The 20,641-nt window shown below is 44.3% G+C and carries 15 protein-coding genes and 9 tRNA genes; 16 read left to right on the plus strand and 8 right to left on the minus strand.

The annotated features are described in order from the left end of the window. The first annotated feature begins 178 nt into the window (after positions 1-178). The 3 genes from ACXAFQ_RS03075 to ACXAFQ_RS03085 all read left to right on the plus strand — a co-directional run bounded on the left by ACXAFQ_RS03075 (position 179) and on the right by ACXAFQ_RS03085 (position 4,235). A complete protein-coding gene (locus ACXAFQ_RS03075) occupies positions 179-1,231 on the plus strand; it encodes a hypothetical protein (protein WP_474818106.1) in 1,053 nt (350 codons plus the stop codon). Between the two features lie 251 nt (positions 1,232-1,482). Then, positions 1,483-3,216: a peptidoglycan-binding domain-containing protein gene (locus tag ACXAFQ_RS03080; protein WP_474818107.1), complete on the plus strand. Its 1,734-nt coding sequence runs from the start codon at positions 1,483-1,485 to the stop codon at positions 3,214-3,216. A 5-nt stretch (positions 3,217-3,221) separates the two neighbouring features. Further along, positions 3,222-4,235, plus strand: coding sequence for a hypothetical protein (locus tag ACXAFQ_RS03085; RefSeq protein WP_474818108.1), 1,014 nt, complete (start codon positions 3,222-3,224; stop codon positions 4,233-4,235). Positions 4,236-4,514: 279 nt separating this feature from the next. Here the strand turns inward: ACXAFQ_RS03085 and ACXAFQ_RS03090 are convergent, their stop codons facing one another. Beyond that, positions 4,515-5,267 (minus strand): hypothetical protein, encoded by a 753-nt coding sequence (locus ACXAFQ_RS03090; RefSeq protein WP_474818109.1) that lies wholly within the window; start codon positions 5,265-5,267, stop codon positions 4,515-4,517. Positions 5,268-5,833: 566 nt separating this feature from the next. On the opposite strand from ACXAFQ_RS03090, the gene ACXAFQ_RS03095 reads away from it, so the two are divergent. Next, positions 5,834-7,321, plus strand: coding sequence for a hypothetical protein (locus tag ACXAFQ_RS03095; RefSeq protein WP_474818110.1), 1,488 nt, complete (start codon positions 5,834-5,836; stop codon positions 7,319-7,321). Then, positions 7,314-8,540 (plus strand): hypothetical protein, encoded by a 1,227-nt coding sequence (locus ACXAFQ_RS03100; RefSeq protein ID WP_474818111.1) that lies wholly within the window; start codon positions 7,314-7,316, stop codon positions 8,538-8,540. The genes ACXAFQ_RS03095 and ACXAFQ_RS03100 overlap by 8 nt, the downstream gene beginning before the upstream one ends. A gap of 5 nt (positions 8,541-8,545) precedes the next feature. On the opposite strand, the gene ACXAFQ_RS03105 is transcribed toward ACXAFQ_RS03100, so the two are convergent. Both ACXAFQ_RS03105 and ACXAFQ_RS03110 read right to left on the minus strand, forming a co-directional pair. Next, positions 8,546-8,758, minus strand: coding sequence for a DUF3820 family protein (locus ACXAFQ_RS03105; RefSeq protein WP_119500860.1), 213 nt, complete (start codon positions 8,756-8,758; stop codon positions 8,546-8,548). Continuing rightward, positions 8,758-10,545: an ABCB family ABC transporter ATP-binding protein/permease gene (locus tag ACXAFQ_RS03110; protein WP_474818112.1), complete on the minus strand. Its 1,788-nt coding sequence runs from the start codon at positions 10,543-10,545 to the stop codon at positions 8,758-8,760. Before ACXAFQ_RS03110 ends, ACXAFQ_RS03105 begins: the two co-directional genes overlap by 1 nt. A 168-nt stretch (positions 10,546-10,713) precedes the next feature. On the opposite strand from ACXAFQ_RS03110, the gene moaA reads away from it, so the two are divergent. Beyond that, positions 10,714-11,682: a GTP 3',8-cyclase MoaA gene (gene moaA / locus ACXAFQ_RS03115; protein WP_474818113.1), complete on the plus strand. Its 969-nt coding sequence runs from the start codon at positions 10,714-10,716 to the stop codon at positions 11,680-11,682. Positions 11,683-11,697: 15 nt separating this feature from the next. On the opposite strand, the gene ACXAFQ_RS03120 is transcribed toward moaA, so the two are convergent. The 5 genes from ACXAFQ_RS03120 to ACXAFQ_RS03140 form a co-directional block, all read right to left on the minus strand. Beyond that, entirely contained in the window at positions 11,698-13,326 is a 1,629-nt protein-coding gene (locus tag ACXAFQ_RS03120; protein WP_474818114.1) for a response regulator, read from the minus strand. Between the two features lie 159 nt (positions 13,327-13,485). Further along, a tRNA-Val gene (locus ACXAFQ_RS03125) sits at positions 13,486-13,561 on the minus strand. A gap of 31 nt (positions 13,562-13,592) precedes the next feature. Next, positions 13,593-13,668 (minus strand) — tRNA-Val (locus ACXAFQ_RS03130). Positions 13,669-13,779: 111 nt separating this feature from the next. After that, positions 13,780-13,855: transfer RNA gene (locus ACXAFQ_RS03135), tRNA-Val, on the minus strand. A gap of 31 nt (positions 13,856-13,886) precedes the next feature. Then, positions 13,887-13,962 (minus strand) — tRNA-Val (locus ACXAFQ_RS03140). Positions 13,963-14,263: 301 nt separating this feature from the next. On the opposite strand from ACXAFQ_RS03140, the gene gltX reads away from it, so the two are divergent. The 10 genes from gltX to dusC all read left to right on the plus strand — a co-directional run bounded on the left by gltX (position 14,264) and on the right by dusC (position 20,561). Then, the gene (gltX, locus tag ACXAFQ_RS03145; RefSeq protein ID WP_474818115.1) at positions 14,264-15,673 is read left to right on the plus strand and encodes a glutamate--tRNA ligase; all 1,410 of its coding nucleotides are present in this window, start codon (positions 14,264-14,266) and stop codon (positions 15,671-15,673) included. Between the two features lie 91 nt (positions 15,674-15,764). Continuing rightward, positions 15,765-15,840 (plus strand) — tRNA-Ala (locus ACXAFQ_RS03150). A gap of 141 nt (positions 15,841-15,981) precedes the next feature. Continuing rightward, positions 15,982-16,057, plus strand: a tRNA-Glu gene (locus ACXAFQ_RS03155). 169 nt (positions 16,058-16,226) lie between these two features. Beyond that, positions 16,227-16,302 (plus strand) — tRNA-Glu (locus ACXAFQ_RS03160). Between the two features lie 194 nt (positions 16,303-16,496). Next, positions 16,497-16,572: transfer RNA gene (locus ACXAFQ_RS03165), tRNA-Glu, on the plus strand. 264 nt (positions 16,573-16,836) lie between these two features. After that, positions 16,837-16,912, plus strand: a tRNA-Glu gene (locus tag ACXAFQ_RS03170). 165 nt (positions 16,913-17,077) lie between these two features. After that, entirely contained in the window at positions 17,078-18,133 is a 1,056-nt protein-coding gene (locus ACXAFQ_RS03175) for a tetratricopeptide repeat protein (protein WP_474818116.1), read from the plus strand. A gap of 168 nt (positions 18,134-18,301) precedes the next feature. After that, the gene (locus ACXAFQ_RS03180) at positions 18,302-19,207 is read left to right on the plus strand and encodes a M14 family metallopeptidase (protein ID WP_474818117.1); all 906 of its coding nucleotides are present in this window, start codon (positions 18,302-18,304) and stop codon (positions 19,205-19,207) included. A 106-nt stretch (positions 19,208-19,313) separates the two neighbouring features. Further along, positions 19,314-19,472 (plus strand): hypothetical protein, encoded by a 159-nt coding sequence (locus tag ACXAFQ_RS03185; protein WP_474818118.1) that lies wholly within the window; start codon positions 19,314-19,316, stop codon positions 19,470-19,472. 132 nt (positions 19,473-19,604) lie between these two features. After that, the gene (gene dusC / locus ACXAFQ_RS03190) at positions 19,605-20,561 is read left to right on the plus strand and encodes a tRNA dihydrouridine(16) synthase DusC (protein ID WP_474818119.1); all 957 of its coding nucleotides are present in this window, start codon (positions 19,605-19,607) and stop codon (positions 20,559-20,561) included. Positions 20,562-20,641: the final 80 nt, after the last annotated feature.

Below are 20,641 nucleotides of genomic sequence, written 5' to 3' on the forward strand. Positions count from 1 at the left end.
TCTGTGTAGTTTTTGGGCTCTTTGAAATACGTAAAAAAGTGCTACCACGCTAAGATATATAAGAAAATGCATATTTGTGTCTTTTTCTTAAAAAAAAACTACCAATTTAAGATAATGCTTGGTAGTTTGAAATTTAATCGTTTTCCTATCTTTTACATGGACTGAATTAGGGATTTATATGCGAAGGCTAAAGGGAATTGCTTTATTTTCTTTTATTTTGTTTTTTACCTGTTTATCAAGTGCCTCTAATCAATCAATTGAAATTACTGAATTAAAGAAAAGAGAATCCGAAGAGAGAAGATCACAAGATGTAAGTAAATTCTCACAGTGGGGTGATAACGAAATTTTATTCAGATACACTGATTTAAGAGGAACAAAGAGACACGCAGATGTCAGTTTAGGCTTTAGATATTTAATTACGGATACACAGTTGCCAAAAGGCAAGGATTCAGAATATGCTGTGGCTTTAGCATATCAAGGAGAATTTGATTTTTTTGCTTTCACTAGAGATTCTAGCCCTGTAGTAACAACACGACATAATCCCAGTATATTCTATACTCGAATGTGGAATCCATCTAATGGTGGTTTAACATCTTGGTTCCTTTCCTTCGAACATGAGTCTAATGGCCAAGTTACCGACAGTCAGAGTGATTATAACTTGCTAATTAGAAATTTTTCATCACAGTATTCAGGTAATGGAATTGTTACTGATGATGAAATATATGAAATGACTGAGCAGACAATAAGTAGATCAAGTAATTTTTTTGGCTTTGGTATTAATTACACTATGGCTGAAAGTTTAACTTCTAATGGATGCAAGGAGGTCTTAGATTGTGTTCATATATTAGCTAAGTTTAGAACTCAAATAGGTGATGTAGAGGATGAAATCTGGTGGACTGAAGGACGCTTTGAGGAATTAAAAAAATATACTGGAACGCAAGTTGATATAGAAGCACCTTTTGAACTCCTTGATGTCAAAAACTCCGTTAGACTTACTTTTACTACCGGGCAAGTTGTTGATGGTAGTTTTTTTAGTAATATTACAGCCGATATAAGGTATTACATAGATTTACCGGTGGGAAGATATATTTCTAAAGTTACTAATTTGAAAAATAGCGAGTTTTTTACTGTCCCCCTAGTAATTCGGTATCATAATGGCTACGCGGATGAATTATATAATTATCATAAAAAAACTAGCTATCTAGCTATAGGTTTACACGCGAGATATTGATGGATTGTTTTTATCGAATTTATTGCGTGTTTAGTAGGTATTATGGGATGACCTGTTTCACAATTGATGAGGTTTGTAAAAGTTTATTGTTAGTCTTTAAATTATTTTAGCAAGCATTGTTGGTGAATATTATCTCATAAATCCATTCCTTAAAATAATAAATTTTTAGATTGCTAAGTATAAATTCAGGTTGGCCAAAATACAGAAAAAGTAATAATCAGCTCTCATATCTACATAAAGGAATAAGTCAAATGTGCGTAGAGCAAAGAATTAGGTTGTTAAAAAAACTGCAAATTTCGACAACATTCGCAATCCTTTCCACTTTGTCGGGTTGTACCCTAGTTAATCCATATGTAAATATTGATAAAAACGTTCCTATATTAGACGCCAAAACTACGGAAGTATGCGGTCTGGATGCTCGACCTGGAGTAAGAAGAGCGTGTGCATACCGTAATGAATATCTAAAACGATTGGAGGCAGATGCGACCTATCGTAATGTTATTGGTTTATCGTTGATACCTATAACAGCTACAGCTCTTGGACTCGGCATAGAGAGCAGTAGTCCCTCAACTATTACAATTCTAGGTCTGACTGGTAGTTCGATGTATGCATCAGGTCAACTCCTAACCAGCCGTCCGAGAGAAGCAGCATTGCTTCAGGGCCTTACCGCAATATCATGCGCTATGACGGCTTCGTACTCAGTTACGATTGACGCAATTAGTGAACAAATACTAAATAGCGGTGTAATTGAGCAATTAGTAAGAGACAGTGGTGCACTCCACGCAGAGAACATCGTTTTTAGGACCAGAATTGCGATGTTGTCAGATAGTTCATTAAAGAACGCTTTAATCAGGCTTGCTGATCAGGTAGATCAATTAGTACTAACTGCTAATAATGTTGCCGAGCGCGCTACCAAGATAAGAAGTTGGGTTCACGAGCGGGACATTAGGCTTGGTTTGGCGTCTGATGACATTAATGCAAAGGTGAATCAATCTTTAGAAAACACTATTGTTGACTTGCAAGGAATTAAGGCAATAGTGCAGAACATTCTACCCAATGCCAATTTACTGGCTCCTCCACCTACCATTAATACACCAGAATTAGAAAACAGTGAACAAGATAGTAATCTCGTAAAACTTCAGAGTGCAAGTTTAGGCGAAGATTGTAATGATGAGTGCAAAATAAAAGCTGATTTAGAATTAGATAATATGCAAAATGCGCTTGTTTTTGTTGAGAAAATGACTGAATCACTTAGTGCAGTTTCGGGTCAGGCTCAGCAGTTGCGAAATGTAATTAGCATGTTTTCAGGGGTTGAGCTTCCTAATCAAATTCAAGGCTGTGATTTGAGTTTACCGGATCCAATTTTTAAAATATCACTACTCCCAAGTGGGCCCATTATGGTTCAAAGCGGGACAGATTGGACAGGAGCTTTTGCAATTGAGGGCGGGAGTGGACCATTTGAAGCCACAGTAATTGGTGGGAATGGAATCTCGGTGGTTTCGACTCAACGTTCCATTCAGGTCGGTGTATCTTCTGAAACGGTAGCTGGAAATTACAACATTTTTGTCAGGGATAAAGTTGGTCAGAGTGCGCAAGTGAAAATTATAGTTAAGGCAAATTCTGCAGCAGATGTAACGCCTGAAGAAGATGAAAATCCTAAACCAGATATCACTTCTCCCTTTACACAGCCTAAAGAGCATCTAGCTAAAGAGGTAACTGATGGTCTCAAGCTTTGTCCAACCCCTCCAAATGAATTAGTTCTGTATGGAGATGAGCAATCTTTACTTAAAGGTGAGAGCGAAAGGAAAACCATACAAAAAGCTTTGGGATTTTCAGGGAATGACATAGACGGTGAGCTTGGTCAAAAAACTAGGGCAGCAATTTGCGAGTGGCAGTTGCAACAAGTTGGAGGCGATACCAGTGATTTGTCTGTAACTGGTTACTTGAATTCAGCACAAATAAACTCTTTATTAAGAAACCAATAGTAGAGATGGATAACTCTAAAAGAGCACGGATCCAAAGCGCTATAAGCGTGTTGTGTGAGTCCTATAAACCAAGAGCATGGGGGCCGAGCGAATGGCAACAACTCGATGAGCTGATAGTGAATAACCCATGGCTTGTTTCTAACGAAGTCTGTGGATTTTGTGTATCTAATGCAATCGTTGGTGGGGAGGTTACTGACCAAACTGTACTTCAAGTTAGTGTGATAAGTAAAAAGCCAATGAAAAGCTTGTCACATGAGCAGGTTGTCTCGAGAACCTTAAATTTTCCAGACCCTATAGGAAAAATCAACACAGATGTCGTCGAGAGTGGTGAGCTTAAACTTCAAGCGGCTATTGGTTGCTGTCATGAGCAAAATCCTAACAACGTTGGTACCATAAGTGCTCTTCTATTCTTTAAGGGATCTGAAAAAAACTTTCCGGTAATAGTTTCGAACAAGCACGTGTTTGGCTATCCTGAAGCTAGATATAGTATGGATGGCCACATTACTCAAATAGACTCAGGGAAAAATGTTTCAAAGGGTATTGTAGGGTTTCCATTCTACCGTACTCGAACAGGTATTTTGGCTCTGAAAGCAGATGCAGCTATGTCTTGGGTTGAGAGATTGAGTGATGTAAGTCGGGAAGTTCCGAATCATCCAAGTGGGGATTTTAAGATAGATGCATTCGGTCCTCTTCCAAGAGTTGGGCAAAGGCTATTTTGGCGAGGCCTCAAAACATCAAATAAGGGATCAGGTTGCCGAGGTAATCGGGTTAACTCGAACAATTTTTTTGTTAAAGTACCTGCTGGAGGTTATCCCGGGGTTGGGGAACCTGTTGTTTTGCCGAGACTAATTTTATTAGATGGCTTTAGTCAGGCGGGTGATAGCGGAAGTGCTATGGTTGGAAAACGTCAAGATGGGAGTATCGCTTTATATGGTATTTTAGTTGGCTCGTTTGGTGGTCAGCAGATTATTGTAGCTCCTATACGGCCAATCGCAGATGGACTGAAGCTTACGGTGTGATGTTTAACTTAGCCTCTGAAAAACGCGAACTTTATTAGTTGAAGTAATAATCATTGATCTAGATAGTCTTGAATAATTTATTGAATACCGCAAACGCTTGCCTGAAAAACGTTCTCGGTCCAGCATTGATAACCGTTTAAAGTCAGCAATATTTATATTTTTTACAGTCAGAAAATCTCCCCTTAATGCAGTTTCTATCTATCACCCACTAACTATAAATAGAGCAATTATCAGGAGCCAGGGTAAAAGTTGAGGAAAGCAACAAAGTCACTATTAAATTCATTGACTACAATAGCTGAGAGTGTCCGTAATAGCGAGTGTTAGAACTTTAGAGTTTTTCTTTATAACAAATTCGGCAAGTCCAAACTCACTCTCATTGTGATTCCAATTATAAGTGTATCCAAGTCTTGTCCATGGAAAGCCAGATTCCATGTTGTAGGATTTTTGAGTTTTTTCCGCAAACCATAGTTTATGTTCATCTGGAACATTCTCTGGAAATTCTGATGAACAGTCAGAATTTAAAATGCTTGGGTCAGAGCATGGTCTGAACAAGGAATCTGCATTTACTTCTAATGTAACAAAAATTCGCTCTTCATTCTTTGGTGGTAGACCTAAAAGTTTTTGGAGATCTTTTGTGATTGAAGCCTGATCGTAATACAAACACTTGTTGCGAACAGCATTATCCAATGTAACCCAAGTTGTACCCCATTTTGTTTCAGTATATTTACCTACATGATAGCTGTTTAGGTATTCTTTATTTGTCCAAATCACGACCTTTACTTTGCTTTCTTTGATTAAAGGAAGATCAATAACTTCATCTGATTCAATAACTGCAGCATCCGAAATTGCGCGTTGATAATATATGTGATCTGCTTCAATACTTTCTCGAATTTTCGAAACACAGCCGGATAATATGAAACTCAGAAAAGCGGCAGTTGATAGCGTCTTTATTTTTGGAATCATTACATCCCCCTTGCTCTTAACACTACGCGGTCGTTTCAGTTCGATAATTTCATAATGAATTAGTTTCATTATTTCACTTTCACTGACAGCTTTTCCAAGTTACAACGGCCGAAATCAATGACGCATTTGTCCGTTGATATTACACATCATAAAACAATCAGCGCCGTATCATTTTTTAAAAATACTTTCGTCGAAAGCACATTCGCAGATCGCTAAACTTTACATAAAGATTTGTTGATAATATATATTTCTAGGAAAATCTATCGCCGAACCTGATCAAAGTTATAAAAAATGGCAAAAATATAATCAATGTAAGTACAAAAATTAAACTACCAATGAATAGTGACAAATGAAAGAAATATTTTGGACTTTTCACTCTGAAAGCAAGTACGACTCGTTTTGCATATATTTATAATTATGAACTTTGCTAATCAATTCTATGCAGCATGGCCTGCTTTGGGAAAATACAGCATTGTAAGGCATTTTCTTATCTTCAATAATTTAGACTTCCTTTTATAAATTATAATTGAATCAATCAGCTAACTTATGTACTCTCCTCCCCATGGATGTCGGGCGATGTTGGCCTTCTGAAAGGTACGCGCCCGTAATGTAATGGACTGAATGAAGTAGTAGTTATGAAAGTCTTTCTGTTTGGCTGGTTAAGCCTGTTTCTTTTCTGGGGACTTGCGGTTTATTTTTGTTTTATCGGCTCGGAAGTCGGTGTTAAATATTGGAAACGCAAGCTTGTCATCGGAACTCCTTTTTTTCTGATTTTCTATTTTCTCGTTCACGCTTACGGCGTACCTCGCTACTTCGTTTACGATCAGGTGACGCCGAAAACCCTGGATGGAGAAGTGTATTATCCTGCCGTAAAAAACCATCTTTTATTTCAGGGTACGTCATTCAAAGACTACGGTATTATTAGTGAAAATCTCGACACGTTTAAGGCTAGTGACGAGTACTTTTCCGCATTTGGCGTTCAGCCGCTGAAAGAATATCCCTCAGTGAAGGGACTGACGCGCTGGTTTAACGAACTGCTTTTGCTCGGCTACTTTTTGCTGTGGTGGCTGTTTCTCAATAAATTTCATAATGCCAGTGCAGCGAGTGAGCTGTACAAGGTTGCCAGAAAGGGCTCGCGACTGGAGCACTATCAAAGTTATCTGAATGCATCTTATTCTATTCGCTTTTTTCAGCCCCTGAAGCGACGTATCGTTAAGCGAGATATGGGAAAAATTCGCGAGGTTTACCTTCAAGCCTTGCAGCGGGTACTCCTGCAGTTGATGACAAAGGCCCATGAAAATAACAGGCCGCTGTTAACGTATTTACATCAACAGCTAGGGAGCTCTCCGGAAGCGTTTCCCAGCGTGATGGTGAAGGCGACTGTTGACGACCATTCCACCTTTGAAGCTGCAGAAAAAATTGAGAAACCGGCTGATATAAAAAGAAACTTTTATATGCCGACTAATGAGAAGCTATCTTCCGCCCTGACAGCACGAGTTGTCGGAACACTCAATCAATTTCTACCTGAGACACTGCTCAAAACTGGTGAGGAGGCAATCACGCATCCAACTGCGGCCTTGTCCTGTGAGCTTAATGCGGCACTATATAATCTCGCGACTTTTGACTCAGGTAAGTCTGTATCGCTCGTTAAAATTTATAGTAGCCAGAACATTGCTCCTAATAGTCAGGGGCTTCATCTAGGGAGAACCGCTTTTGGGTTTCCTCAAAAGCTATACCCGGATAACAAGGGCAGGAGTCAGTCATACTGCGTAAACCTTCTTGCTCAGAAGGTGGTGAATAACGTCTTCTTCACCGATTTAAAACAGGTTGGTGAAAACAACGAACAGGCGAAAGCCGTGCTTAAGCAAAAGCAGGAAGCGCTGCAGAAGCTTCAGCAATCGCTGTTCGATACCATCATCAAAGAGTGCAAATCCACCGTAAAGAGTGCCGCGCTAGCCGAAGGGGTGAGTCAGGCCATAGAGCGCAACCAGGCATTGTTTGACAGTGTGATGGCAGACACGCATCAGCTTATTGCTGACCATGCTGAGTTATTTGCCGATATCGTCGCAGAAGAAGTGGCTGCTGGTTTGCTTGAAGGACTTGCGGAGGCGGCCAGTGAATAATTGGATGAAAGGGGCGGTAGTTTGCCTTGTATTAACGGTGCTTATGTCTTGTGCAAAAGTAACCAAACTGAAGGACATAGCCCAGGAAGAAGGTGTGGCAACGGCAACGGGGTGGGGCGTGGACACGTTGTTGCAGTACCTTGATGTCGATTACCTGTTTACAAAAATGGAGGAAAATCGGGTTCATAGTGCAACAAGCGGAAAAGGCGTTTCTCTGACCTTGGTTAATTGGCAGTCAAACGTGGTTATTCACGCGAAACCGGTAGACACAGTCGGCGCGAAGCGTCGGATTTTTGCTAGTAACTACCTTAAGCCCGGCACCTATATTTTTACCTCCGCCAATGGCAGTGCGTCGAAAACGCTTACGCTGAACAAAGACACCCGTTTTGACTTTTTTGAACTGGCCAAGGCGCTAAAGGCGGATGTCAGTAAAGGTCGCGGTAGGCTAACGCTTAACATTACCCCGAAAGATGCCCGAATAGTTCTTTACGGCACGCCGGAGAAATACCACAAAGGCATCAAGCTGCCCGAAGGCAAATACACAGTTAAAGTTACCAGCCCCGGTTATGAAGACGAGGCGGTGAGCCTTACGATTAAAGACGACCAGCTCACCACCGAAACAATCAACCTTAAACGCCGACAGGTATCAAAAACGCCGCAATCGGGCCAGCCGGAAGTGGAAAGAATCGTTGTAACGGGTTCTAAGAATGGCAATTGGAAAGAGGTGGAGATTGGAACCGGAGAACTAGTTATTACTCCGCAGCGTGATGACATTGCTTTTACCATCGTCGCCTCGTCCGGTGATGTGTATCAGAACTCACCTTCACTTGAGTTACCCATAGGTGATTATCGTGTAACGGCGAAAATGGTTGATACCGGTGAGATACTGGAAACAAAGTCAGTACGTATTCTTGGTGAACAGCGACACACCGTGAACTTCTCTGTTCCCGAGCCGGCGATTGACACAGAGTTGCCGGTGATACTCATGTTTAAGACCAGTCAGCTTAATCGTCAGCGGGTAGAGATCACGCTGACACCGGCTAATGGCGATACAATTCGACATCGTGAACGTATGGGCCGTAACGGTCTTGATATCGAGTTGAAACTCATGACTGGCGAGTATGAAGCAGAGCTTGTTGCAAAAGGCGTAGAATACGACCTAGGCACAATTCGAATAGCCAGCGACAAGAGTAATAAATTTCAGTTTTTACTCGATTAACAGAGTTAATCTTCCAGCAGTGGCTCTGCCACTGCTTCTAAACCATTGAGCTTAATTTCATACATAAGCGCCAGCTGTTCCCCCAATTTGCCTTGGGGAAAGCCTTGCTTGTGAAACCACACCAGATAGGGCTCTGGTAAATAAAACAGCTTTCTACCTGCATATTTGCCAAAGGGCATTTGCGCGTTTACTGCGGTTTTTAAAAACGCCGGGTCCATTAGTTTTCCTGCTTTTGTTGAAGTGTCCACAGGCGGGCATATTCGCCTTTCTGCGCGAGCAATGCGTGATGGGACCCTTGCTCAGCCAGTTCACCATTTTTCAGTACCAGGATGTTATCCGCATCGGTAATTGTGGAAAGGCGGTGAGCAATCATCACACTGGTATGATTCGATGCCAGTGCAGACAGCGCTTGCATGATGGCCTGTTCGGAACCGCTATCGAGTGAGGATGTGGCTTCGTCGAACACCATTATCGGAGGATTTTTAAGTACCGCCCTGGCGATGGCGACACGTTGTTTTTCGCCACCAGATAATTTTAAACCTCGTTCGCCTACGCGGGTATCGCCCTTTTCCGGTAACTGTTCGATAAATTGTGAAAGATGAGCTGTGTCTATTGCGCTTTCAATGGTTGATTCGTCGGCACTCGGATCGCCGTAGCGAATATTTTCCATCAGCGTATCGTTAAACAGTACGGTATCCTGAGGCACAATGCCCAGGTGTTTGCGCAAAGATTGCTGGGTTATGTGGCGAATGTTCTGACCATCTATGGAGATGTCACCCGAAGTGGCATCGTAAAAGCGGAACAGTAACTTAATCAGCGTTGATTTGCCTGCTCCGCTCGCACCCACGATAGCGACTTTCTGACCGGGCAAAATCGTGAAACTAATGTCTTTAAGGATTGGTCGGTCTTCACGGTAGCAAAAACTCACCTGCTCAAAACAAATTTCACCTTTATCTACGCTCAACTCGATAGCATTTTCCGCATCTTTCACAGACGACGAAGTATCCAAAAGCGAAAACATCTTATCTATATTGGCCATAGAGCCGCGGATTTCCCGGTAAACAAATCCTAAGAAGTTCAATGGCATAAAAATTTGCATGGTGAACGCGTTTATCAGCACGAAGTCACCAATGGTCATGTCACCCGACGCCACGCCATAAGCGGCGTTTGCCAGCATAGCGGTCATGGCAGCGGCGATAATAAATGCTTGCCCACTATTCAGTGCAAACAACGACAGGCGGTTTTTACGACGAGCCACCTCCCATTCGGCAAGATTACTGTCGTAGCGTGATGCCTCGTAACCTTCATTGTTGAAATATTTAACCGTTTCAAAATTCAGCAGGCTGTCTACTGCGCGGGTGTGGGTGGTAGAGTCGGCTTTGTTCATGGCATGAACGTAACGGGTTCGCCAGTTGGTGGCTTTCATTGAATACCACACGTAGGCCACCACGGAAGAAAGGATGATCCCGGCGAAAGAGAAGCCATATTGTGCGAACAACAGGCCAACCACAATAGCGATTTCAAGCAGTGTGGGGCCAATATTGAACACCATAAAACGCATCAGAAAACTGATACCGCTGGTGCCGCGCTCGATATCGCGAGACAACCCGCCTGTCTGTCGGTTCAGGTGAAAATTTAAATCCATCTGATGTAAATGCTCAAAGACTCTCAAGCCCATTCTGCGCATGGCTCGTTCGGTCACCCGGCCAAACAGGGTATCGCGAATTTCGCCGATGATGGTGTTCAATAGTCGCAGGGTGCCGTAGGCAATGATCAGTGAAAGTGGTACTGCAACAAGACCCGTTGCGGTGTCTTCAGTATTCAGGCCATCGACGGTGTATTTAAGTACGTAAGGTAGGCCAATTCCGGCAAGCTTGGCTAAGACCAGGCAGGCGAGGGCAATAAAGACACGGGTTTTGAATTCCAGCAAGTAAGGCCAAAGTTGTTTTATTACATGCCAGCGCACGGGCGTGTCGGGAGAAACGTCGGAACGTGAAGGTCTCATCTTGAAATTTTTGTGAACGACAGCATGTCTACAGGGTATCTCAAAGCGTTGCGCGCTCAAAGTTTAACGTTGGTTGACATGAGTGGGGTATAAAGTCACGCATAATCCATGATAAAGTGAATTTATAGTAGTTTTATCTTACCTATTTGTCCCGCAGAGGTGATTTCTTTGTTACAGGATAGCTTTGGTCGGCGGTTTCATTATCTTCGCCTGTCGATTACAGAAGCATGCAATTTCAAATGTCAGTATTGCCTTCCGGACGGTTATCATGGCCCATCGGACGATACTTTTTTGACGTTGCCCGAGATTGATACTCTGGTAAAAGGGTTTGCCGGTCTCGGCACATCTAAAATCCGTATTACAGGCGGTGAGCCAAGCCTGCGTCGCGACTTCATAGACGTTATTCGCTTGTGTAGAGAAACCGAAGGTATTACGAAAGTTGCCACCACCACCCACGGCGGTCGTATGGCCCGCGACGCTGCAGCATGGAAAAACGCTGGGCTCGATCAAGTTAATGTAAGTATTGATAGCCTGGACCCGCGTCAGTTTGCCGATATTACTGGTCAGAACAAACTAACCCAGGTCCTTCAGGGCGTAGACAAAGCCATTGAGGTAGGCCTGGACGTTAAGGTGAATGCGATTTATTTGAAGCATTTTGCCGGTAAGCAACTACAAGAATTTAAAGATTGGCTTAAACATATGCCTGTCACATTACGCTTTATCGAGTTAATGGAAACCGGCGATCATCCACATTTTTTTGCCGATCAGCATTTGTCAGGCTTACCATTAAAGAGCCAACTTCTCGCTGAAGGTTGGATGCCGGTAATTCGTGGTAAAGATGCGGGACCCGCGCAGGAATTTCACCACCCGGATTACGCCGGGCGGATCGGGCTTATTATGCCTTACAGCAAAGATTTCTGTGCTACCTGTAACCGTTTACGTGTCGCCGCTAACGGAAAATTGCATCTTTGTTTGTTCAGTGAACATGGCATCGATATTCGCCCTCATCTGCAAAATGCTGACGTGAATGCGCTGATGGCACATTTACAGCAGTTGTTAATGCAAAAACACGCTACACACTATCTTCAAGACGGAAATACCGGCGCCACATCTCATCTCGCCATGTTGGGTGGGTGATAACGTACTGCGATACTAATCGAAATTACTTATGGTGGCCTTAACCCGCTGGTAGCGCTTGTCCTGTTCTTCCGATAACGTCGCCGCTTCTAAGGTTTCCATACACTTAAAAATGATTTGTTTATTTTCTGGTGTGTGGCGGGCAGTGTTGTCTCGAATTTCTGCGGCAGTGGTTTGTAGCAGGTTAAGTGCAATCGCTGCATTCTTGGGCATCACCGTGAAGGCCTGACGGAAAGTGGTGAGCGCTTTGTCTAATTCGCCACGCTGGAACTGGGTGACAGCAATATTGTTGAGCATTTTAGGGCTGTCAGCGATTTCCCTCTTTTCTTGTTTCTGTTGTTTCAAGTAATGCATAAACAACTCACTTTGTTCATCGCTGGTATTACATCGACGTTCAATCTCGTCCAGAATCGCTAACGCATGATCTTGCAAACCAACTTCATGAAATGCCTTCGCCCGATCCATGAGTGCATCCATATTTTCCTGCTCCCACTCACTACCATCGAGCTGGCTCAACAAGTTTCTGGCTTTATCTGTTTCATCCTGAAGGTAGTATATTCGCGCATCGATGACTTTAAGTTCGTTATCAACGGCCGCTTTAGGGAAAGCTTCTTTCATCTGGCGAATAAAATCATGGGTTTGCTTCACCAGTTTTGCTGTTTCACTAGCGTCTGCCGTCATGGCGAAATCAATACCGGCGCGTGCTACGTTCAGGTAGTTTTCAGGCTTATCATGGAAAGAATTCTTTGCGTATCTCACAACCCGCTTCGCAGCATCAAACTGGGCAGGGTAGTCACGGGTGATTTTTGATAAATCTACCGCTTGTTGGTGACGGCCCACGTTACTCGGGGATATGTGGGCAGCAATGTTCACAGATTCTAGCGCATCATCGAATTCCTGTTGCTTGATTTGCAGCGCAGTAAGTAAGTCGTAAGCACTAAGCATGGCGTCGGGTTGAAACGCCAATCGCAGAATCAATCGTTCAGCTTCATCATCTTTATCCAATTGCAAATAGCAGCGCACTAAACCTAACTGTGCCCAGGTAAAATTTTGCACGTTGATAATGGCTTGATAAAAATCCTCAGCCTCTTCTACACGGTTACACAGTAATAAAAGCTCGCCTTTGGTGCGAAGCGCTAGAGGAAAAAATTCTGCGTTTTTCGGTTCAGTGAGGAAACGTTCAAGCTCAGATAGCGCGCCGTTAAAGTCACTTTGGTCCATCAACGCGTAAATGTCTTTTAACACTTGTTTGCGGGTTAATACCCGCGTGAGCCTTTTATCCAGCTCGCTTACAGAAAAAGGTTTTGCGAGGAATTCGTCAGGCTGCAATTCAACAATAGAGTGGACAATTTCCGCCGTTGTGTCGGCTGAAATGAATACGAAAGCGGTAGTAAGGGGCAGAATTTTATGTGCTTTTAACTGTTCATACAGGAAGTAACCTTCCTTTTCTTCACGTAAATCATAGGCGCATACAACCAGTTCAAAGTGCTCGCTTTTAATTAGCTTCAACGCTTCATCGGCGTGATCGATATAGCTAATTTGCTGAAAGCCTAGCTCTTCCATGGTGTATTTCAGATAGCCTTTCGCAAGAATTTGATCGTCGACGATTAAAACGCGAATGGCCCGGGCCAGTTTGGTATTCATTATAGGTGTTACTACCTGTCCAAAGTAAAGCAAAGTTCTATCGGTTTATCGGCAGAAACCCGCAAAACTATTAGGAAAATCAACTGCAATAGTGAGAGCAAACCATATCACGGTTTTATTCGAAAAGAGAAGAAATAGCGTTTGGATAGACTAGGGAAGTGGTGGACGCTACTGGACTTGAACCAGTGACCCTCGCCTTGTAAGGGCGATGCTCTCCCAACTGAGCTAAGCGTCCAGATTTTTTGCTGCAACAAACTGTAAGTAGATGGTGGACGCTACTGGACTTGAACCAGTGACCCTCGCCTTGTAAGGGCGATGCTCTCCCAACTGAGCTAAGCGTCCGATAATTTGTTGCTAAAAGAAAGAGGTTACCAAATGAAGTGGTGGACGACTGCTGTGACTCACAACGGAATTGTTCAGCCAGTGACCCTCGCCGTACCAACTCCGAAGAGATGGTGGACGCTACTGGACTTGAACCAGTGACCCTCGCCTTGTAAGGGCGATGCTCTCCCAACTGAGCTAAGCGTCCTCTTTCTTTTCAAACAGCGCCACCGAAGAGATGGTGGACGCTACTGGACTTGAACCAGTGACCCTCGCCTTGTAAGGGCGATGCTCTCCCAACTGAGCTAAGCGTCCGCTGTTTGTTTACTTGTCCGTGCTGGGCAAGTGGGGCGGTATTATAGGGTTGCATGCGAAGGTGTCAACAACAAAATTACGGAAAAATGACTGCTTGCCTGATTTACGATCAATTCGGCCATCCTCGTTGATTATCTCTTCGAAGTTTGACGGAAAATTCATCAGAAATCAGTCTGGCACAGTAAATTCACTCATTGAACCGCTGATATTTCACCGTCACGCGATGGCTGGCTTTTGTAGTGCTGCTTTGGCTGGTAGAATGCAGCCAATTTTTTCATTCATTTATAGATAGAGAAACATAATGTCTGTCGTTACGCGATTTGCTCCTAGCCCTACAGGCTATCTTCACGTTGGTGGTGCACGTACTGCACTTTATTCCTGGTTATATGCAAAAGCCAAAGGTGGCGAGTTTGTTCTTCGTATAGAAGATACCGATCTGGAACGTTCAACGGATGAAGCCAAGCAAGCCATTCTTGATGGTATGCAATGGCTGGGTTTGACCTGGGATAAAGGTCCTTATTACCAGACACAACGTTTTGACCGTTATAAAGAACTGATTCAGCAAATGCTGGATGAAGGTAAAGCCTATAAATGCTTTATGAGTTCAGAAGAACTGGACGCCATTCGTGAAAAGCAAAAAGAGAATGGTGAAAAGCCTCGTTATCCTGGTACCTGGCGTGACCGTACCGATCACCCTGAAGGTCAGCCTTTCGTTATTCGATTTAAAAACCCGCTGGAAGGCACGGTTGTTATTAATGATCACATCCGCGGAAAAATCGAAATCAGTAATAAAGAGTTGGATGATTTGATCATTCAGCGCTCAGACGGCTCTCCTACTTATAACTTCTGTGTTGTCGTCGATGACTGGGATATGGGCATCACCCACGTTGTGCGTGGTGAAGACCATATTAATAACACACCTCGCCAGATTAATATTCTGGAAGCACTGGGCGCACCGGTACCTGAATATGCTCACGTATCGATGATTCTGGGTGATGACGGTAAAAAGCTTTCCAAGCGTCATGGCGCTGTGAGTGTGATGCAATACCGCGATGATGGTTACCTTCCGCAGGCTGTACTCAACTACCTGGTGCGTTTGGGGTGGTCTCATGGTGATCAGGAAATCTTCTCACTGGAAGAAATGATTGAATACTTCGATCTTGATGCCATTGGTCAATCGGCTTCTGCTTTTAATACAGAAAAGCTGGTGTGGCTGAACCAGCACTATATGAAAACATTGCCAGCGAGTGAGGTTGCCTCACGCCTTAAATGGCACTTTGACGAAATGAATATCGATTTAGCAACGGGTCCTGCGTTGGAATCGGTGATTGCTATTCAGGCCGACCGGGTAAAAACCTTAAAAGAGTTGGCGGAAATCAGTACCTATTTTTATCAGGACTTTGATGAGTTCGATGCCAATGCTGCGAAGAAGCATCTTCGTCCAGTTGCAAAAGAGCCATTAGAGGTGGTTAAAGAAAAACTGCTAGCAGTAGAAGAGTGGAATCCTGAAAATATCGGTGCAGCTATTAATGCCGCGGCGGAATCTCTTGGTGTAGGTATGGGTAAAGTAGGCATGCCTTTACGTGTTGCAGCAACCGGAAGTGGCAACTCTCCATCGCTGGATGTAACGTTGAATTTGCTCTCAAAAGCCAAAATTGAAGAGAGAATAAACAAAGCGCTTACTTTTATAGCAAACAGAGAAAATTCCTAAAAAAACCGTTGACAGGGCAGTGGGGTATGCCTAGAATGCGCCCCGCTGTCACGGAACAGTCACACGAAACACGGTGACCATTCTAGGATACGGGGCCATAGCTCAGCTGGGAGAGCGCCTGCATGGCATGCAGGAGGTCGGCGGTTCGATCCCGCCTGGCTCCACCAAATTCTTATGGAATTTACAGTCGTCGGAATGTACTTTCCGGTAAGTTCTTAGGTAAGGCAAAGAATAAGGCCGCTCATTCTCGCGGGCTCGATTCGCCTTACTGAAAATCTCGGAAGCTTGCTTCCGAAAGAAGATTTTCAGTCCCCTTCGTCTAGAGGCCTAGGACACCGCCCTTTCACGGCGGTAACAGGGGTTCGAATCCCCTAGGGGACGCCATTTATATCGCGTCACGGTCGATTAAAACTGTGAGATAGGCCGGAGTGGTTGGTTAAACCAATTACTTCAGGACTTGAAAATTCAGTAAGGCAATAATGTCGCGCGGTTCGCAGGCTCACCTTGCCTTTACTGAAATTTAGCGAAACATGTTTCGCTGAGCAAAATTTCAGTCCCCTTCGTCTAGAGGCCTAGGACACCGCCCTTTCACGGCGGTAACAGGGGTTCGAATCCCCTAGGGGACGCCATTTATATCGCGTCACAGTCGGTTAATACTGTGAGTTAGGCCGGAGTTGATTGGTTGTAGTTCACATCAGTGAGTTACATTTAAGCATCTTCAGGACTTGAAAGTTCAGTAAGAAGAATAAGGTCGCTCTCACGATAAATCGTGAATCGCCTTACAGAAATTTAGCGAAGCTGCGCTTCGCAAAGCGAAATTTCTGTCCCCTTCGTCTAGAGGCCTAGGACACCGCCCTTTCACGGCGGTAACAGGGGTTCGAATCCCCTAGGGGACGCCATTTATATCGCGTCACAGTCGGTTAATACTGTGAGATAGGCCGGAGTTGATTGGTTGTAGTTCACATCAGTGAGTTACATTTAAGCATCTTCAGGACTTGAAAGTTCAGTAAGAAGAATAAGGTCGCTCATCTCGCGGGCTCGATTCGCCTTACTGAAAATCTCGGAAGCTTGCTTCCGAGCCTAGGATAAGGTCGCTCTCACGATAAATCGTGAATCGCCTTACAGAAATTTAGCGAAGCTGCGCTTCGCAAAGCGAAATTTCTGTCCCCTTCGTCTAGAGGCCTAGGACACCGCCCTTTCACGGCGGTAACAGGGGTTCGAATCCCCTAGGGGACGCCATATAAGAAAGACCAGCATCTGCTGGTCTTTTTTTTGGATCAAAAATTCCTATCAACCAATAGTCACCCGGTTAGTTGTCACCGTCACAAATTGTTACTTTTTCACTTAGTATCAAAACCATAACCTTGATAGTCTGATAATTGATTAATAAAAGGAATTATCACGATGCAAGGAAAGCCTTTCATAAAGCGACTATCTCATATTGCCCTTTGCCTGGGCGTGTTATCTTTTTCAGCCATCACCCAAGCCGATACCCTCATTTCCGATGATGCGCTGGATGCCTGGTTCAAAGACGGCAAATACGAACAAATTATCGATACCCTTGAAGGAGAAAAGGCGAAGTCGCCTGAACGTTTTTCGACCTATATCTCTGCCCTCATGCGCACCGATCTTGATGATGCAGAGGAAGCGGCTGAAGATTTTATCAACGCTTATCCTAATGAGTTCCGTGTTTATTTAATGCACGCCAGTGTGATGGGGGCGCAGGCCGGAGAGAGTATTTTTTCTGCATTGAGCTATGCCAAAAAAGCCCGGAAGAGTCTGGAAAAAGCTATCGAAGTCGCGCCTAATGAAATTCAAACCTATCAGGCGCTATTTCAGTTTCACTTGTTTGTCCCATCCATTGCTGGTGGAGACATGGATACAGCAAAATCCCTGGTAGAAAAAATTGCAGCAATTGACCAAAACGAGGGGCAGTTTGCTGAGGCGAAATACCTCATCGCGGATGATCAAAAAGCGCAGGGCATTGCAATCTTGCAATCGCTGACAGCAGCACCTGAAACCCAGGTTGAAGCCAGATTTATTTTGGGTGACCACTACATAAGTGATGAAGCTTACTCCCAAGCTGTTGAAGCACTGTCTCCATTGATGGATCTTGAACTTGAAGTGGTGTCCGAACAAGATGAGCTGGCTTGGGAAACATATAGTGAAAATCGATATGATCAACTCTATGGTTTTTACCGGCTCGGACAAGCCGCGGTGCAGTCAGGTGAATATACAGAACTGGGCATCAAGGCGTTGGAAGCGTATTTGACACAGTTTCATGACACTACAATTGATACGGGTGGTTTGCCAACTTTGAATTGGGCAAACCTACGTCTTGCTGAGTTGTATTTGAATGCAGAAGATAAAGCCCAAGCAAGACTGACTTTACAGCGCATCGAGGGTGAAGAAGATGAGCGGTTTGGGAAGCTGCTCAAAGGCTTAAAGAAAAAAGTCTGATTGTCAGCGCAGGCTGACAACTCGCAACAACGAACCCACCCGGATATGCATATCTGGGTTACATAACGTGATAAAGTGCAAGCTCATCTGAGTCGCGATTCAGGCGGTATTCTCTACCATGATATCGTGATTGTCAGAATACATTCTTTAAAGAAACAAAGGTTGGATATGCAAGATTACCCTATTGGAACCCCCGGCACACCTTGGTCAGAGGCTGAAAAAAAGCAGTGGCTCAATGCGCAAACTGTAAAACGCAGCTATAAGGAAGAAGTTATCGACCGGTTGCCCGCGTTGCCGGACAACTACGAGATTAGCCAATACGGTGCATTACCGTACGATGAATCCCGTTATCCACTTTTTGTTATAAAACCTAAATCCTTTGTCACTTCGTTACCCACCGTGCTTGTAACGGGCGGTGTTCACGGATATGAAACCAGCGGCGTGCAGGGTGCCCTTAAATTTGTCGCACAACACTTAGCCGCGTGGCAAGACAAGTGCAATTTTGTTGTGGCACCATGTGTGAGTCCGTGGGGCTATGAAACGATTAATCGCTGGGACCCGTTAGCCATCGACCCCAATCGTAGTTTCCGTGAGAATTCACCGGCACCGGAATCAGCCATGCTGAAAGCTATGGTAGACGCCATTGAAGAACCCATTCATATGCATATTGATTTGCATGAAACCACGGATACGGACAATTCGGAATTCCGTCCCGCACTCGGTGCAAGAGACGGTATTATCCAGGATGTTTGGGACATTCCCGATGGTTTTTATCTCGTGGCCGACAGCGGTAAAGTCGAACTGGATTTCCAGAAAGCCATCATCGAAAAAGTTCGAGCTGTAACACACATCGCGCCAGCGGATGAAAATGACAAAATCATCGGGGCTGATGTACTTTCCGATGGTGTTATCAGCTACGACAAGAAATCACTGTTTTTGTGTGGTGGTCTGACTGATGCGCCCTACGTCACGACAACCGAAGTGTTTCCTGATAGTCCGTCAGCGTCTGACGAAATCTGCAATGATGCCCAGGTGGCAGCGATTATTGGTGGGCTAGAATATATTCTCGCGTAATCAAAATCTGCGTTAGATCAGAAAATATCGATGTTTGAACTTCTGGACGTTTGAAAGTATAGACGTCTAAATGTATAGTGTGTTTCCTGATTTTGCGAGGCACACTATGTATACCTTCACCGCTCTGATTTACGATGGCAATCGTCAGCGTATCGTTTCTCACCATTGCGATACTAAAAGTGAATTTGAACAATATCTTACCAATGAATTTGGCTGTTACGTGTGCCTGTGGATTGCGCAGGACGTTAAAAACATCGCCAGTTGAGTCTTAAACATCTTTATTAGCCCTCGTTAAATTCTACATGGCCCGGATGACCCGCTGGCGGTTCTCTGCTACACTTCGCGGCCAATTTTTGTCCTCCGACAATATCCACTAACTAATGCGATCGTTAAACCTATGAGAATCTTACTTGCTCCCATGGAAGGGGTTGTTGACCATCTGATGCGAGACATGCTGACCCGCGTGGGCGGTTTTGATTTGTGTGTAACTGAATTCGTGCGTGTCGTAGAACAAAAACTACCAGCCAAAACATTCTATAAACTTTGTCCTGAGTTGCACCATGGCAGTGTGACACCGTCCGGCGTGCCGGTTCGGGTGCAATTATTAGGTCAGCATCCTCAATGGTTAGCAGAAAATGCACAAACCGCAGTGGAGCTGGGCTCCCCCGGTGTTGATCTTAATTTTGGCTGTCCTGCAAAAACGGTGAACAAAAGTAAGGGCGGGGCGGTACTGCTAAAAGAAACCGAAACCCTGTATCAAATCGTGAAAACGGTACGCGAGGCCGTGCCGGCGGAGCAACCGGTAACAGCGAAAATCCGATTAGGTTTTGAAGACAAATCTCTGGCTATCGATAACGCCATAGCGATAACGGAAGCGGGTGCCGACCAACTCGTGGTGCATGCGCGCACCAAAACGGAAGGTTATAAACCGCCGGCATATTGGGATTGGATAGCCCGTATTCGCCAGCACACAAACATTCCTCTGGTCGCCAATGGCGAAATATGGAACGCCGATGATGCCCGTAATTGTCAGGCCCAATCTGGCTGCGTCGACTTAATGCTTGGGCGGGGCGCCCTGGCCATGCCTAATCTCGCCCGTACTATTCGTGGTGAACAGGACATCATGGACTGGAGCGAAGTTGCAGATTTGTTGATTCATTACTCAGGGTATGAGATTTACGGCGACAAAGGCCGATATTATCCAAATCGAATAAAGCAGTGGTGTGGCTACCTGAAGCGTCAATATCCGCAGGCTGAAGTGCTGTTTAATGATATTCGCAAACTGCAGAAAGCGGATGAAATCGTTGAAGTCTTACGCCGCCAGTCGTCGCAAACTCCAGTCTTCGCAGGCTAACGTCGCTTAATCGCAGCAAAACTTGCGTGAAGATCCGTAATTGTCTAGGTTGGGATCGGGGAGATCTATTAAACATAGCT

The organism is Alteromonas sp. ABH2_165 (assembly GCF_056159945.1).